Raw genomic sequence first — 15,767 nt, forward strand, 5'->3', positions numbered from 1 at the left:
TTAAAGCACTTGATATATAGTTTGTATAAAGTATAATGCTAAAATGATAATAGATATTCTTACACTTTTTCCAAAATTTTATGAAAGCACCACTTCTTTCGGTGTTATATCAATGGCTCTCAATGAAAAAAAAATAGATTTAAATATTGAAGATATGAGAATCTACGGAGAAGGCAATTATAAAAAATGTGATGATTATCCTTATGGCGGAGGTCCCGGAATGATTATGACTTATAATATATTTAAAAAATATTTTGACAGTCATAAAAAAGGATATACAATTATTTTCTCGCCTTCAGGAAAAACTCTCACTCAGCAGAAAATAAAAGAACTTGCATATAAAGAACATATAACAATGATACTAGGACATTATGAAGGAATAGATTACAGAGTTGAAGAGAAATATGCAGATGAGGCTTTAAGTATAGGCGATTATGTATTAAGCGGAGGAGAGATACCTGCTCTTTTATTGCTAGATGCTATTGCAAGATATAAAGGCGTTATGAATAATGAAGAGTCTGTTATAAGCGATACATTTGAAGAAAACAGCAATGGACTTTTAGAATATGAACAGTATACAAGACCGCCTGAAATAGATGATATGAAAGTGCCTGAAATACTTCTTTCTGGAAATCATAAAAATATTGATGAATACAGAAGAAAAAGAAGCATTATAAAAACTTTTGCAAACAGAGCAGATCTATTTTCAAAAATCAATCTTAATAAAAAAGATATAGAAACCATTTTTGAATATTTAAAAGAAAATAATAATAAATAATCGGAGTATTTAATAAATGAAAATAAGAAAAACTACAGTTAATGACATTGATAAAATTTTAGAAATATTTGATTATGCAAGAAAGTTCATGGCTGAAAATAATAATCCAAATCAATGGGTTGATGGATATCCGGGAAAGAGTGATGTTGAATTGGATATAAAAAATGACAGCAGTTATGTATGCTTAGATGATAATGGAGAGATAATTGGTACTTTTTCTTTTGCTGTAGGAGAAGATGAAAATTATGATAAAATATATGACGGTAATTGGCTTAATGATAAAGAATACGGCACTATACATAGAATAGCAGTACTTGGAGGAAGAAAAGGCGTTGCATCATTTTGTCTTAATTATTGTTTAGGCATATGCAGCAATATTAGAATAGATACTTATAAGGATAATATACCTATGCTTAACTTCCTTAAAAAAGAAGGTTTTAAACAATGCGGAACTATCATTTTAAAATTGAACGGCGGTAAAAGAATAGCATTTCAAAAAACTGTTTAATAGTTATGAAATTTAATGACTCCATTTTCTACCATAAAGCCGTACACTGAATCATCAAACATATGTATTCCTCTAAGTTTATTAAATCCGTCTGTACCTAAATACTCTTTAACATGGTTTTGCGATAAAAACGGATTAGTCCTTATAAAGAAATACATTCCATTATCCATTCCGGTATATGTAACCCTGCCCGTACTTGACATACCTACTGCCAAAGAATTATCACGGCATGGTATTTTATAAGATTCTTTTAATTTAAAATTATCCAATTTTGAAGTATATATAATATCCTCCTGATGCTTACCCTCAACTATGTTCATTGTAAGTATAGCGAGCACTTCTTTTTCAGGAACATAAACACAATCAACTATTTCTCTATATGACATTTTACCAGTATCAATATACTCAACTTCTTTAAGAGAATATCTGTTCTCCATTTTACCGCTGTCCATATCATATATATCAAGAAGAGGTATTCTGTCTTTATCTCTTTTTAAAATAGCAAATTTATGATTAGTTAATGTTAATAATTTCACTAATGATTCATATTCATTATCTATAATTGTATCTATACTATAAAGTGTATTTCCCTCTGGAGATATTTTATTTAAAGAAACTAAACCTACTTTTGTATAATTAGTATTTGTTACTTTAACCGTATATGTTTCTATTTGAGGAGCATCATCCCCTTCAGTAGAAGGACTTTCAGAAGGCAAAGACATCATCACATTGCTGACAACAACATCGCCTACATATCTTAAATTGTATCCGGTTATATATATATTAGAATTTGAATCTATAAGGGATATTGTAGAAGTTTCAAGATTTTTATATTCTAATGGAAAATATCTTACATTACTTCCTGAAGCTATTACCATTCTTGAATTATATAAATCCAAAGCATAAACTGTATCATTCTTCACCCTATAAAATTCACCGAAATAATATTCATTATCAACTTTATATATCTTAGGACTATCTAAATCAACAAATTCATTGCTGTAAATTCCTATATCTTTACCAAGAGAAAGCTCCGTAACAACCTTAGCAGGAACTATTAAAGGCTTCGGTAAACATGAAATTAAAAATAAAAGTATAAATAATAATATAAATATTTTTTCTTCATAATCTCTACAATCTTCATATAAAAAATAACTTACTAATTTTATAAGAATTATAATGCATCAATTAATTCTTCCAAAGTTAAAGTAGAAGTTCCCCTCTTACCCACAACAACACCAGCAGCAGCATTAGCAATTTCAGAAGAATCTTTAAATGATAAACCCACTGATAAACACATAGCAAGCACTGATATAACTGTATCACCAGCACCTGAAACGTCGAATACACTTTTTGCCTTTGTAGGTATTATATAAGGGACATTTTTATCTTTGAGTTTTATTTCTTTATCAAATAAAGCCATTCCATTAGCACCTAAAGTTATCATCAGCTTTGATAAGCTTAATTTTTTTATTATATTATCACCTAAAATCTTTATGGCTTTTTCATCGAATTCATAAAAAGGAGATTTACTTTCAGCTCCTTCCACAGCCTCTTTCAAATTAGGAGTCATAAGAGTTGCTTTTTTATAAAATGAAAAATGCTTTATAGCAGGGTCAACTAATACAGGCTTATTCTTTTTATTACATGTATCTATTATCTTTTTTGATAACTGTTTTGTAATTATACCTTTTGCATAATCGCTTATTATAACAACGTTATAATTATCTACATTATCAATAAATGCTTTTTCTATATTCTTCACAATATTAGAAGAAAAAGGATTGGTACTTTCTTCATCTATTCTTACTATCTGCTGAGTACCTGCCACTATCCTAGTTTTTGTTATAGTGGATCTTGTATCATCTACTACAAGTCCATTTGATGATATATTTGAACAATTCATATTATCAATTATAACATCTGCAGCTTTATCATGTCCTATAACACCTATAATAAATATATTATCATTATTGTTATTTCCGAGTAAAGCTGATATATTTCTTGCAACATTTCCAGCACCACCTAAATAATTTTCTTCATGATTTACATGAAGTACAGGTACGGGAGCTTCAGGAGATATTCTTACAACATCTCCGTAAGTGAATCTGTCAAGCATTAAATCGCCTATTACAAGAACTTTGGCATCTATTATTTTTTGGGCTTTATCTTTTAAGTCCATATAATTATCAATTCCTATAAATTTATAATTTTTTAAAATTATAACATAAATTATAAAAAAAGTAAATACAAATATCTAAAATTACATATCATTATAATATCAAAACAGCTTGTAATTTTTACGAATATAAATTATTATTATTTTTCATAAAACTTCAAATACAAAGCATATTATAATAAATAAAAATTAATTTAAGAGATGAAATAAAATATGATAAAATTAAATAAAGTAATAGAAGAAATCAAACAAAAGAAAATATATTTTTTAATAGCATTATTGATTTTTATAGCAGATACAGTATCTAAATATTTTATAGATAAATATTTGCAGGAAACTATTATTAAAAGAGTAATAGGAGATATATTAATATTCATATATACAAGAAATTACGGTGTATCTTTTGGTTTTCTAAATAATGTACCTGAAACAATTCAGCATATAATACCGGAATTATTAAAAGTTATAGTATTCATAGCTATGATTGTAATTTTCTTTATAATGCTTTCTATCAATGTAAAAAAACAAAGATTATCTATGATTGGTTTTACTATGGTTCTTGGAGGGGCTATGGGAAATTTAGTTGATAGAATTATGAGAGGATATGTTACTGATTTTATAAGTATGGGATTCAATGAAACTATAAGATTTCCTTATAACTATAATATTGCTGATGCTTCTATCACAATAGGAATATGTATTATAGCTATAGGAGTGTTTGTGTTCAAAGAAGATTTTGATAAAAAGAAAAATATAGAATCTGATAAAAACAATACTGAAAATAATTAATTATGAGCATAGAAGAATTAGAAAATAATAATAGTATTGATACAGAAGAAATAGAAGACGATGAAATTGATGCTGAAAGTACTAATAATAAAAAATCGTTCATTATAACAAAAGATGATATAGGTAAAAGATTAGATACATTTGTAAGCGAAAAATTAAATATCACTAGAAGCCAAGTAAAAAATTATTTAACTTCTATAATCGTAAATGATGCTGAAAAAAAATTATCATATTCTCTCAAATTAAATGATAATATAATAATCAATTTAGATAATATATTAAAAGAAAAAACAGATACAGAAAATCCATTACCTGAAAACATTGATTTAGATATACTTTACGAAGATAAATATTTACTAGTAATAAATAAGCCTGCCGGTATGAGTGTGCATTGTTCACCTTCTGAAATGAGCGGGACCTTAGTTAATGCACTTCTATACAAAATAAAAGATTTTGATTTTGTTGGAAATAAAGAGAGAGCTGGAATTATACATAGATTAGACAAAGATACTTCAGGACTTATGATTATTGGAAAAAATGCTAATATAGTGTCTAGCATTCAAGAGCAATTTAAAAACAGAACTATAAAAAAGATTTATCATGCTATTGTTATAGGCGTACTAAAAGATAATTATATGGAAATAAATCTGCCTATAGGAAGGCATCATATATACAGAAAAAAAATGACTGTGAGAGATGACGGTAAAGAAGCACTTACTCATATAAAAGTTTTAAAAAGGTTCAAAGCCCATACACTTATAGAAATTAATCTTAAAACAGGAAGAACTCATCAAATAAGAGTTCACTCATCATATAAAGGTTTTCCTGTAGCTGGTGATAAAATATATTCTAAAAGTTTCAATAAATATTCGGGTCTTATGTTAGTTGCCAAAAAAATAGAGTTTATGCATCCAATTACTAAAGAAACATTAGATTTTGAAATAGATTATCCTGATTATTTTGCAGATTTCCTATACTCTGATAATATATAAAAATATGTAAAAATTTATATAAAATTATATATAAATGTCATTTTTTGTCATCATTGTATATTAGTATATTGCTATGAGGATATGACAATGACTGATAATGATTTTAATAAATTGATTAAATGGGCTAAAAAAAATGATGCCTATAATATTATAAGTATGACTAAAAAACAAATAACTTCAGCAAAAGAATTAAATTTGAGTAACTTGGATATTGAGAGAGTGTCTTTAGAGATTTGTAAACTTACAAACATAGAAAAACTTTATTTATCTTTAAACTATATAGAAAAAATTCCAAAACAAATAAAAAATTTAAAAAAATTGAAAGTGCTTGATATATCTGCTAATAATATAAAAGTTATTCCTAAAGAAATATTTGATTTAACAATGCTTGAGTATTTGAATATATCTAATAATTATATTGATGAAATTGATAATGATATAGAAAAGCTCATAAACTTAAAAGAACTAGACATAAGCAGCTGCAATATATCTTCTCTTCCTGAAGGCATATTTAAATTATATAATATTGAATTTCTTGATATATCCTCCAATAAAATAAAAAAGATAGATAGTAAAATAAAAAATTTAGAAAATTTAGAAGAACTAATTATTGATTCAAACAAATTAAAAAGAATCCCTAAAGAGATAAATAATTTAAAAAAATTAAAGATATTGTCAATCTTTTAAATCCCACCCTTTAGATTTAAAAGTTATCTCTGTATTGAAAAATTTTATTTATATTAAAAGCCAATTTAGAAAAAGCATACCCGCCCTAAATTTAATTAGATTTTTAATCTGCTTCACGCACGGTGAATCGGCTTTTTTATATAATCAACATGTTATTATTAATAAGCATATACTTATAGCTTAGCTTAGCGTGCGGTGAATGCATTATAAATTTAAAAAACTCTTGGGTGGGAAGCAAAAATAACTGATAAAACTAAAAGGAAAAATAATTAAAAAATGACGGAATAAATTAAAAAGCATAAAGGGTGGGCAAATGTAATTAAATTTTAAAACTTAATTACATACCCCGCCCTTTTATATTTAAAGCTATATCTGCATTAAAAATTTTATTTGTTTTAATAGCTAACTTAGAAAAAGCATACCCGCCCTAGCGTTTATTAGATTTAAAATCTACTTTCCCAGTACTTTTTTTATTAATTGATTTTCTATTGTTATTTTTTTACCTATAAGCTTTTTATCTTTTCTATTTTCAGAAAATTCAGATTTAGTATTTTTCTTCTGAATTTTTCCTTTAAATGTAGATGACTTTTTAGTAACTAATCTTTTTTTCTTAGGCTTAGCTTTAGCCCATTTGGATTTATCATGTACTTTTTTATTTTCTTCTTTATCGTTTGAAATACTATCTTCATAATTTTCATCTTCTATATCATCAGGAATATTTTCAAATATACTTTCAATATCTTTCAATTTTTTATCTTTTTGCTTGAAGAAGAAATCTATCTCTTTTTTAGTTAAATCTCTTATATGACCAGCCTCTAAAGTTCCTGAAACTTCATCGTATTTGCTGACACATCCTACAGATATTCTCTCCAAATCTATAACTTTGTAACCAAGATGATCAAATATTTTTCTTATCTCTCTGTTTTTTCCTTCATTGATAGTCAAGCGTATTTTGCTTTGTATTCTACCCTTTGATAAGATTTTAAATTTAAAAGGAGAATATGAAACATTTTTAATTGTGATACCTTTGCTTGCATTCAAAAGAGCTTCAGAATCTATTTTACCATTAACTGTAACATCATAAACCTTTAAAATCTCATAAGAAGGGTGAGTAATGATATTAGCAAACTCTCCGTCATTTGTTATTATCATTATACCTCTTGATTCGGAGTCAAGCCTTCCGGCATAAAAAAGCCTTTCTTTAATGCCTTTAAAAAATTCTGTAATTATTCGCCTTCCGGGTAAATATTTTGTAGTGCTTACAACCCCTATAGGTTTGTATAATGCCATATACCTTTTAGTCTGTCTTTTTATTAATTCTCTGTCAATAGAAACAGAATCATCTTCTTTAACTCTATAAGCAGGATCGAGTATAACCTGATTATTTACCCTAACCCTTCCTGACATTATAGCCTTCTCGCAGTTTCTCCTGCTTGCAAAACCGGATTCTAATATAACTTTTACAAGCCTAACAGCTTCTTCATTTTGTTGCTTTTTCATATTTATTAATAGCCTTTTGAATTTTATAAGTTTTATACTATACTGAAAAAATCTAAGTTTGTCAACTATTAGCCTAATACCCATTAGCTACGCTTCGCGGAGACTTTCCACACGGTATTGCAAATCATTATGTATAGCCAACTATACGCGACCGAAGGAAGTACTGTAAAGTATGCGGCTGATTACTTGTTATTATACAATATATACGCTGCATTTTAAATATATATATATTATTAATATATAATAATATTTTATAATTACATTTTTAAAAATTAACAAAATATAATTGTTTATGTATATACTGAAACTTTTTAACTTTGTCAATTTTTTATTCAACTTTTTCCCGCGACTTCGCCAAAGTTGCTGCCAACACCATTGGTGGACTTCGTCGGCACGCTTCGCGAAAGTGCAAGTGTAGACTTTATCCACATGAGTTTCCATTATACCAATACTGAAAGCTACATTGCTACTGTACGCATAACGTCGGTAAAATAACCTTATATCATATATAAACTCGAATACGCTTCGCGAAAGACTGCATTTTTGATAATAATATGGTATTACACTATATTCAATACATATTTTTTAAATATTAAATTGTAGTATGTGTATTTATTGTATATTGTTCATATAATTGTTTAGCTATATACAAAAACTATAATTCTATAAAAAATTATAAAGAACTTTCATCTACCTCTGTAGCCTGCAATTTACTTTTTAATTTATCTATCATGTTTCCTTCAACTGCCTTCTGAAATTGTATAGCCACATCTTTATTTTTAGTGAAATGAGGTATAGCTTTTGCTACCAAATCATTTATGCGTTTATCTGTTTGAGTCATATCATATATATGATCAGGTAATGCCACTATTAAAACAGCACCTTTACTTTCTATAGGGTTTCCTTGAGATAATAAAGAATATATAGTAGGGCTTTCTGACTCTATAAATGAAAGTATTTTATTATAGAATATTCTTCTCTTATCATTAGGGCTTAAAGGAACATCATATTGAGGTTTAGGCTGATTCACTGCCGGAGTATTATTATTAGATGTATTATTGTTATTGCTTAAGCTTTCAAATCCATAATCTTCATTAACAGAAACAGCAGCCTGCATATTTGAAGATATTATATCTACAGGACGAATCAAATTGTCAGTATTAAGAAGCAAAAGCATACGCATTTCAAATATAGTTCTAGTATTAGAAGCACTTCTTATACGCTCTTCAGTCGATAATATATAATCAAGTATTCTCTCTATCTCATCATCGCTATAATGATTAGCAAAAACTTTTAAATCATCTCTCTCATTTTCTGTTATCTCTAATAATTTTATATCATCAATACCGCTTTTTATCATAAGCACAACACGTATATACTCGATTATACTGTTTATGAATGTTCTAGGATCTACAGACTCCTCAAATAATTTCTTCACAAATTCAAAATAAGTTTTTTTATCCCCTGAAATCATGATATCAAAAAACTCTTTGACAAAAGAGAAATTATTTCCGCCTACAACAGCATTAACATCTGCACTAGTTATATACTTTTTATCTGTAGTATAAGCTATCATCTTTTCAAGTATAGTTTCACTGTCACGTACAGAACCTCTGGCCTGTTTAGCTATTAAGAAAATTGCTTCTTCATCATATTTAATATTTTCTTTATCAAGTATGCCTTTTAATATTTTTTCTAAGTCTTCTATACCAAGAGATTTAAAAGTATATTGCTGACAGCGGCTTCTTATAGTAGGAAGTACTCTTTCAGCTTCAGTAGTAGCAAGTATAAAAACCACATGAGCAGGAGGCTCTTCTAATGTTTTAAGCAAAGCATTAAAAGCCTCATTAGTTATCTGATGCACCTCGTCTATGATATATACTTTATATTTACCGGCAACCGGAGATATGCGTACATTTTCAATAATTGTTCTTATATTCTCTATACCTCTGTTGCTTGCACCGTCAATTTCTATAACATCAAGAGGAGTACCGTTTTCTATTTGAGTACAAGAAGGACAAACTCCACAAGGCTTATCAGTAGGGCCATTAACACAATTTAGGGCTTTAGCTATAATTCTAGCAAGGGAAGTTTTTCCAACTCCATGAGCACCTGAAAAAAGATATGCATGTGCTATCTTCTTTTGAGCTATACTTTTTGATATAGTTTTAGTGATATGTTCCTGACCTATAACTTCTTCAAAAGTTTGAGGACGGTATTTTCTTGCAATTACTTTATAGTTTTCAGCCATATTTACAGTGTTCCATTTAAATTATTTTTTATTATTTTTGATTTAATTTATTTTAACAGACTATTATTATTTGTCAATTTTGATTTTTTATAAGTTATAATTTTATAATAAGGTTAGGCATAATAACCTAACCTTATTATTAATAAATTATATATTCATTAGAATCCGCCTAATGTGATACTTAATATTAAAATCAAAACAGATACTCCAACAAATACATATTTAGACATAAAATCAAACCACTTAGGTAAAGGTTTATTCATACCCTTTTCTACATTTTCCCTGAAAGTTTTCATTCCGAAAATCCAAAAAGTCATTATACCTGAAAGCATAGCTCCTGTAGGAACAATATAAATAGAAACAAAATCCATCCATGCTCCCACTCTATCAGCTCTTTCTATAAAAATACCAACAGATATCATGATTATACCAATAGTAATAACAGCAGCCTTTCTTGATAATTTCAATCTATTTTCTAAAGCCTCAATAGGACATTCCATCAAATTTATTAAAGATGAAATAGCCGCAAATAATATAGATATATTAAATAGTATAGAGAAAAAATAACCAAAAGGCATTTTCTGAAATACTAAAGGTATTGATATAAATACTAAAGGAGGTCCTGCATTAGGATTTATTCCAAATGCAAATACAGCAGGTATAACTACAAAAGCACATAATAAAGCCCCCAAAGAACTAAAGATAGCTGTTTGAACTGCAGCCTTTGGTATATTTATATCATCTTTTAAGTATGAACCATATACTACCATTCCACTTCCAGCTAAAGATAAAGAAAAAAAAGCCTGACCAAGTGCCATAGCCCAAGCTTTAGGATTAGATAAAATTTGCCAATCGGGAAATAATAAATAATCTATTCCCTCTTTTATATTAGGTAAAGTTAATACCCTCACTAATAATATAATAAATAATATATAGAATAAAGGTATTAAGAACATATTAGTAAGTTCTATTCCTTTACTTACTCCCCCAATTAATATTAGAACGCAAATAACTATTCCCATAATATGCCAAGGTATACTTCCAAAATCAGTTACAAGAGATACAAAATATAGACCAATATCTGAAGATGAAAATAAACTGCCATCTATAGCACCAGCAGTATATCTTAATATCCAGCCTACAACTACAGAATATCCTATAGCAATACCAAGTGATCCAATCATAGGAATAATACCTATGATACCGCCAAAATTTTTATTTCTAGTTTTTAAAGCATTTTCAAAAGACCCTATAGGACCTGTTCTGTTCATTCTGCCTAATGTAAATTCGCCTATTAAACCTATTACACCTAAAGCAATAACAAAGAAAAAGTATAATATAATAAATATTGCTCCGCCGAACTGCCCTACTCTCCAAGAAAACATCCAAACATTACCTATTCCAACTGCAGAACCTATACAAGCTATAATAAAACCTATAGAGCCGCTGAAATTCCCTCTTTCTTTTTTCATATATGACACACTTAATTTTTATTAAGATAAAGGCTCCAATTTGGAAGTAAAATGTCTTAATATAGGAGGCTCCCAAGTTATTCTATATCCTTTTATAGAAGATGCCCTATCTCTTATTGATATCAAAGCCTCAGCTACAACATCCATATGTGCCTGAGTATAAACTCTTCTAGGTATTGCTAATCTTGTTAATTCCAATTCAGCTTCTATTTGTTTTCCTGTTTTAGGATCATTTCCTATCATATAAGAACCTATATCGCAGCCTCTTATTCCAGCTTCTCTATATAATTCTATAGCCAAAGCCTGTCCTGGAAACTCATAATAAGGAATATGAGGAAGCATTTTCTTAGCATCTACAAATAAAGCATGTCCTCCAACAGGATATTGGAATGGTACTTTAGCTTCTCTTAATATATCTCCTAAATACTCAATCTGTCCTATTCTATAATTTAAATAATCAAAGTCTAATCCCTCATCTAAACCTATAGCAAGACCTTCCAAATCTCTTCCTGATAATCCGCCGTAAGAAACAAAACCTTCATTAGGAATAGTAGATATTTTCACTTTTTCAAATAAAGCTTCATTCTCTTTTATACCTATTAATCCGCCCATATTAACTATAGCATCTTTTTTGGCACTCATAGTAAATCCGTCAGCATATTGGAAAGTTTCTTTTACTATTTCTCTTATAGATTTATTCTCATAGCCTTTTTCTCTTTTCTTAACAAAATAAGAGTTTTCAGCATATCTTGCAGCATCTATAATAAGTGGTATATTATATTTCTTAGCTATTTCAGAAGTTTCTTTGATATTTTGTATAGATACAGGCTGACCTCCTGCAGTATTATTAGTAATTGTCATTATAATAATACCAACATTTTCAGGCTTATACTCTTTTATCAATTTCTCAAGTCTTTCTACATCCATATTACCTTTGAAATCAAAATAATTCTCTGTATCCAATGCCTCTTTACAAACACAGTCTACAACTATACCGCCTGCTAATTCAACATGTCCTCTTGTTGTATCAAAATGCATGTTTGAAATAGAATACTGACCTTTTTTAATTATATTAGGAAGCAATACCTTTTCTGCAGCTCTTCCTTGGTGAACAGGCTGAAAATATTTGTATCCGAATATGGATTTAGCAACATCCATAAGATGAAAATAACTTCTGCTTCCAGAGTATGATTCATCACCCATCATAATTCCAGACCATTGCTTATCGCTCATAGCTCCAGTACCTGAATCAGTTAATAAATCAATATAAACATCTTCAGCTTTCAAAGCAAATACATTGTAATTTGCTTCTTTTATTTTTTCTTCTCTTTCTTCTCTGGAAATCATTCTTATAGGCTCTACCATTTTAATTCTAAATGGTTCTGCAATATATTTCTTCATACCTACTCCTTTAATTTAGTTTAGTTTAATTATTTTTTTATTACAAATAGTATATTAAATTAATATATATTATAATAATAAAAACTATATTATCACTACATCAAAAAAAATCAATTATATAATTTATTAAATTTTATCAAAAAACAAAAAATCCGTAAGAGTCATTATAACTCCTACGGATTCTTATTTATTCACTTTTATTAATTACTTAATTAAGCACCTAAAACACCGCTGATTAAGAATGCTGTAGCGAAAGAAACGATAGCGTAAAGTTCTGGGAATACAGCAACGATGATAGTGTTACCGAATACGTCATAACCATTACCTATAGCCTCAACACCGTTAGCACAAACTTTACCTTGGAATATAGCTGAAACCATACAAGCTAAACCAACAGCGATACCAGCACCTAATATAGCAGCACCTTGGAATATGCTTATGTCAGCTGTTAGATAAGGCTGCATAATGAAGAAAGCTGCGAAACCATAAAGACCTTGTGTACCAGGTAAAGCGCTCAAAACAAGACAGCTACCGAAAGCATCTTTGTTTTTCTTTAAAGCACCAACTGTAGTCATAGCAGAAATAGAAGTACCAACTGCACTACCAATACCAGACATACCTACCATTAATCCTGCACCTAAATATCCTAATAAAAGTGCTGTGTTCATTGTAAAACCCATAATAAAATCTCCTTTTTTAGATTATTTTCTTTTTAATTATTTTTTATATAAACTAATTAAGCCGCTTTTTTGAGAGGCTTATACTCTTTTCCGCCGCCTTCAAAACCAACGTTATTGTAGAACTCTACAAATGTTAATCTCAAAGGGTGTACCAAAGCACCAAGTATGTTTAGTAAGAATATAGCTATATGTCCTACTACAAGGAATACAACCATTATCACTACACCAACACCAGGAATAGCTTTGAAACTCATACCTATCTGATTTATTACCAATGCCAATATAGAACCAGATGCACCTAAAGCAAACAAACGTATATAAGAAAGTGTATCACCCATTATACCAGTTGCCGCAAAATAAACCCCAAGTATAGAGTTTAATACATCAGGCTTCTTACCAACATTAGAAAGTATTACTAAGAATACCAAACCAACAGCTATTAAAGCATAATATACAGTGCTGAATTGTTTGATAACTTCCATTTTTTGCATATCGCCCAAGAACCATAAAACAAGTCCCGGTATGAATAGAAGTTTACCTATAGCACCAAGTATATCGCCTATAGGGCTAGTTTTAATCCTGTCTATAACGCCTACCAATAAAGCGAAACATATATGAAGTACGCCTATAAGTAATGCTGTATTAAATGGAGTTAAGAACCAATTTTCTTTTAAGTCTGTAATTATTAAATACTTACTTAAAGTGGCAAATAAAGGTATTTGTGTATTTGAAGGTATGCTTACACCAAAGAAACTTCCTCCGTTTATAACACCCATAATAGTAGTACATATACCTAATGTTAAAGCAAGTATGCCTACTCCTCTTAATTGTCCTTTTAATACTGTAAATAAGCCTATTAAAGCTACTATAGTTAATACTATACCATAACCTGAATCACCGAAACAATAAGCGAAGAATAATGGATAGAAAACTGCTATCATAGGAGTTAAATCTATCTCGAAATAATTCGGTAATTGGAATAATTTTGTAATAAGCTCATAAGCACCTGAATACTTATTATTTTTAAGCTCAACAGGAACTCTATCATCTCTTGAAGGATCTTCCATTATATAAGCTATTTTTTTGCTGTCGAATAAAGACTTCACTTCGCTTTCTTTATCTTTAGGAACATAAGCCTCTACATAAAGGATTTTTCCTTCAGTGCCTTCACTAGCTACAAAGCTTTCTTTAGCTTCTTCAAAGTGATTAGATATATTAAGATTATCTATTTCTTTATTAATAGCTTCTATAAATACCTGATTTTTTATAATCTCAGTATCATTATTTTCTATTTCTTTATCAAGCTTAGCTATTTTCTCATTTATTTCACTATAAGAAAGAGAAGGCATATTAACTATATCGAAAGGAATTGTCTCTTCACTGCCGTCTTTTTTGAAAGCAACAAAATAAACTTTTCCGGCTTCCTCTTTTATAGAATAAGTAAATATATCCTTAACTTCAGAGAAATTATAGTCATTATACTCTTTAGCATTTGCACTGTAGAATAGAATATTATAGCCTGTTTTTTCTTTTAAGCCATTAACTTTATCAAAGCTAAAATCTCCAAAAGGAGCTATAACAGATAATTCTTTTTTAAGCATATCTCTTTCAGCTTTTAATTTATCAGAAGCCTGAGAAGTAGATATAACATTTTCTATAACTTCATTAGCTTTTTTTGATAAATTATCAGCTTTCACATTAGAAACATCTTTTTTAGCCTTTTTAGCATCAGCCAAAGCATTATTAATAATATTTTTAGCTCTTAAAGCATCATTTTTCTTACTTGAAATATTCTCTATATTTTCAGATGAAACACCATTAGCAATTTCAATATGCACAAGTCCAAGTGATGCCAAATCGCTTAAAGTTTTTTCCCTATCCTCATGAAAGACAAAGAGAGAGAGTTTCTTCATTTTTCTAATCATAAAGACGCCTCCTTAGCTCTGTTTCTTTCTTTTACTATCTTTTGAGAAGACTTACTTAAATTATCCTCGTCTTCCATATACCTTTTAATCTTGATTATAGCTGTTTTATACTCAGGAATCTGTACTTTCTCATAAAGGTTAACTTTCTGAGTAGTTTTTTTCCTAGCATAAGCCAAAGCATTTAATCTAGCCTCAGTCATTTCAATTTTTACCTGAATAGTCATAAGGCGTTCAAACATACTTATGGCAAGTCTTATCCAAGAAGGCATATTAAAGAGGCTGACATTTTCAATAGCAAAATCTATATTAGAAAGTATATTCACTTTAACACCGGCAATGTTTTTAAGCTCGGAATTAATTTTCTTGATTTTTACTATCTCAGGAAATTCAGTCCAAAAACCATTGTAGTTTTGATTTTCTTTAACTAACTTTTGGTATTCTTCTTTAAGTAATTCAATCTCAGCGGTAATCTTTCTCACCTCAAGACGAAGAGCTGCCTCTTTACTTTTTAAAGTAGGCAATGCTTTCTCACGTATAGAAAGCTGACGTCTTAGGTTTTGAAGAGCCGTTTTATTGTATTGAAACTTTAATGCCATATTTTGTAC

General features: G+C 29.0%; 14 protein-coding genes. 5 read left to right on the plus strand and 9 right to left on the minus strand.

Translation table 11 applies throughout. The annotated features are described in order from the left end of the window. Positions 1 to 43: 43 nt before the first annotated feature. Both trmD and BINT_RS13645 read left to right on the plus strand, forming a co-directional pair. Positions 44 to 778, plus strand: coding sequence for a tRNA (guanosine(37)-N1)-methyltransferase TrmD (trmD, locus tag BINT_RS13640; RefSeq protein ID WP_014489153.1), 735 nt, complete (start codon positions 44 to 46; stop codon positions 776 to 778). Positions 779 to 794: 16 nt separating this feature from the next. Then, positions 795 to 1,286 carry a GNAT family N-acetyltransferase gene (locus tag BINT_RS13645; protein WP_014489154.1) on the plus strand — a complete coding sequence of 164 codons (492 nt, stop codon included), beginning with the start codon at positions 795 to 797 and terminating at the stop codon, positions 1,284 to 1,286. On the opposite strand, the gene BINT_RS13650 is transcribed toward BINT_RS13645, so the two are convergent. Both BINT_RS13650 and rfaE1 read right to left on the minus strand, forming a co-directional pair. After that, entirely contained in the window at positions 1,283 to 2,209 is a 927-nt protein-coding gene (locus BINT_RS13650; protein WP_014489155.1) for a hypothetical protein, read from the minus strand. The two genes, BINT_RS13645 and BINT_RS13650, sit on opposite strands and share 4 nt — an antisense overlap. Before the next feature lie 251 nt (positions 2,210 to 2,460). After that, a complete protein-coding gene (rfaE1, locus tag BINT_RS13655; protein ID WP_014489156.1) occupies positions 2,461 to 3,468 on the minus strand; it encodes a D-glycero-beta-D-manno-heptose-7-phosphate kinase in 1,008 nt (335 codons plus the stop codon). A 210-nt stretch (positions 3,469 to 3,678) separates the two neighbouring features. On the opposite strand from rfaE1, the gene lspA reads away from it, so the two are divergent. From lspA to BINT_RS13670, 3 genes are all read left to right on the plus strand, one after another. Next, positions 3,679 to 4,254 carry a signal peptidase II gene (gene lspA, locus BINT_RS13660; protein WP_014489157.1) on the plus strand — a complete coding sequence of 192 codons (576 nt, stop codon included), beginning with the start codon at positions 3,679 to 3,681 and terminating at the stop codon, positions 4,252 to 4,254. A gap of 2 nt (positions 4,255 to 4,256) precedes the next feature. After that, the gene (locus BINT_RS13665; RefSeq protein ID WP_014489158.1) at positions 4,257 to 5,246 is read left to right on the plus strand and encodes an RluA family pseudouridine synthase; all 990 of its coding nucleotides are present in this window, start codon (positions 4,257 to 4,259) and stop codon (positions 5,244 to 5,246) included. An 87-nt stretch (positions 5,247 to 5,333) separates the two neighbouring features. Continuing rightward, the gene (locus BINT_RS13670) at positions 5,334 to 5,933 is read left to right on the plus strand and encodes a leucine-rich repeat domain-containing protein (protein WP_041177513.1); all 600 of its coding nucleotides are present in this window, start codon (positions 5,334 to 5,336) and stop codon (positions 5,931 to 5,933) included. Between the two features lie 450 nt (positions 5,934 to 6,383). Here the strand turns inward: BINT_RS13670 and BINT_RS13675 are convergent, their stop codons facing one another. From BINT_RS13675 to BINT_RS13705, 7 genes are all read right to left on the minus strand, one after another. Then, entirely contained in the window at positions 6,384 to 7,433 is a 1,050-nt protein-coding gene (locus BINT_RS13675; protein ID WP_014489160.1) for a pseudouridine synthase, read from the minus strand. A gap of 673 nt (positions 7,434 to 8,106) precedes the next feature. Next, entirely contained in the window at positions 8,107 to 9,684 is a 1,578-nt protein-coding gene (gene dnaX, locus BINT_RS13680; RefSeq protein ID WP_014489161.1) for a DNA polymerase III subunit gamma/tau, read from the minus strand. Positions 9,685 to 9,842: 158 nt separating this feature from the next. Further along, positions 9,843 to 11,156 (minus strand): sodium-dependent transporter, encoded by a 1,314-nt coding sequence (locus BINT_RS13685; protein WP_041177514.1) that lies wholly within the window; start codon positions 11,154 to 11,156, stop codon positions 9,843 to 9,845. A 21-nt stretch (positions 11,157 to 11,177) separates the two neighbouring features. Beyond that, on the minus strand, positions 11,178 to 12,557 hold the full coding sequence (locus BINT_RS13690) for a tryptophanase (RefSeq protein WP_041177515.1): 1,380 nt from the start codon (positions 12,555 to 12,557) through the stop codon (positions 11,178 to 11,180). Positions 12,558 to 12,769: 212 nt separating this feature from the next. After that, positions 12,770 to 13,237 carry a V-type ATP synthase subunit K gene (locus BINT_RS13695; RefSeq protein WP_008721414.1) on the minus strand — a complete coding sequence of 156 codons (468 nt, stop codon included), beginning with the start codon at positions 13,235 to 13,237 and terminating at the stop codon, positions 12,770 to 12,772. A gap of 56 nt (positions 13,238 to 13,293) precedes the next feature. Next, positions 13,294 to 15,162 (minus strand): V-type ATP synthase subunit I, encoded by a 1,869-nt coding sequence (locus BINT_RS13700; protein ID WP_041177516.1) that lies wholly within the window; start codon positions 15,160 to 15,162, stop codon positions 13,294 to 13,296. Further along, positions 15,159 to 15,758, minus strand: coding sequence for a V-type ATP synthase subunit D (locus BINT_RS13705; RefSeq protein WP_014489165.1), 600 nt, complete (start codon positions 15,756 to 15,758; stop codon positions 15,159 to 15,161). The genes BINT_RS13700 and BINT_RS13705 overlap by 4 nt, the downstream gene beginning before the upstream one ends. Positions 15,759 to 15,767: the final 9 nt, after the last annotated feature.

It is taken from the genome of Brachyspira intermedia PWS/A (assembly GCF_000223215.1).
Lineage (GTDB): Bacteria > Spirochaetota > Brachyspiria > Brachyspirales > Brachyspiraceae > Brachyspira > Brachyspira intermedia.

Bases quoted from the DNA above. Each gene is read 5' to 3' on its own strand.
- BINT_RS13670 (WP_041177513.1), top strand. From the start codon at position 5,334: ATGACTGATAATGATTTTAATAAATTGATTAAATGGGCTAAAAAAAAT.
- trmD (WP_014489153.1), top strand. From the start codon at position 44: ATGATAATAGATATTCTTACACTTTTTCCAAAATTTTATGAAAGCACC.
- BINT_RS13695 (WP_008721414.1), bottom strand. From the start codon at position 13,237: ATGGGTTTTACAATGAACACAGCACTTTTATTAGGATATTTAGGTGCA.
- BINT_RS13690 (WP_041177515.1), bottom strand. From the start codon at position 12,557: ATGAAGAAATATATTGCAGAACCATTTAGAATTAAAATGGTAGAGCCT.
- BINT_RS13685 (WP_041177514.1), bottom strand. From the start codon at position 11,156: ATGAAAAAAGAAAGAGGGAATTTCAGCGGCTCTATAGGTTTTATTATA.
- rfaE1 (WP_014489156.1), bottom strand. From the start codon at position 3,468: ATGGACTTAAAAGATAAAGCCCAAAAAATAATAGATGCCAAAGTTCTT.
- BINT_RS13645 (WP_014489154.1), top strand. From the start codon at position 795: ATGAAAATAAGAAAAACTACAGTTAATGACATTGATAAAATTTTAGAA.
- BINT_RS13675 (WP_014489160.1), bottom strand. From the start codon at position 7,433: ATGAAAAAGCAACAAAATGAAGAAGCTGTTAGGCTTGTAAAAGTTATA.
- dnaX (WP_014489161.1), bottom strand. From the start codon at position 9,684: ATGGCTGAAAACTATAAAGTAATTGCAAGAAAATACCGTCCTCAAACT.
- BINT_RS13665 (WP_014489158.1), top strand. From the start codon at position 4,257: ATGAGCATAGAAGAATTAGAAAATAATAATAGTATTGATACAGAAGAA.
- BINT_RS13705 (WP_014489165.1), bottom strand. From the start codon at position 15,758: ATGGCATTAAAGTTTCAATACAATAAAACGGCTCTTCAAAACCTAAGA.
- lspA (WP_014489157.1), top strand. From the start codon at position 3,679: ATGATAAAATTAAATAAAGTAATAGAAGAAATCAAACAAAAGAAAATA.
- BINT_RS13700 (WP_041177516.1), bottom strand. From the start codon at position 15,162: ATGATTAGAAAAATGAAGAAACTCTCTCTCTTTGTCTTTCATGAGGAT.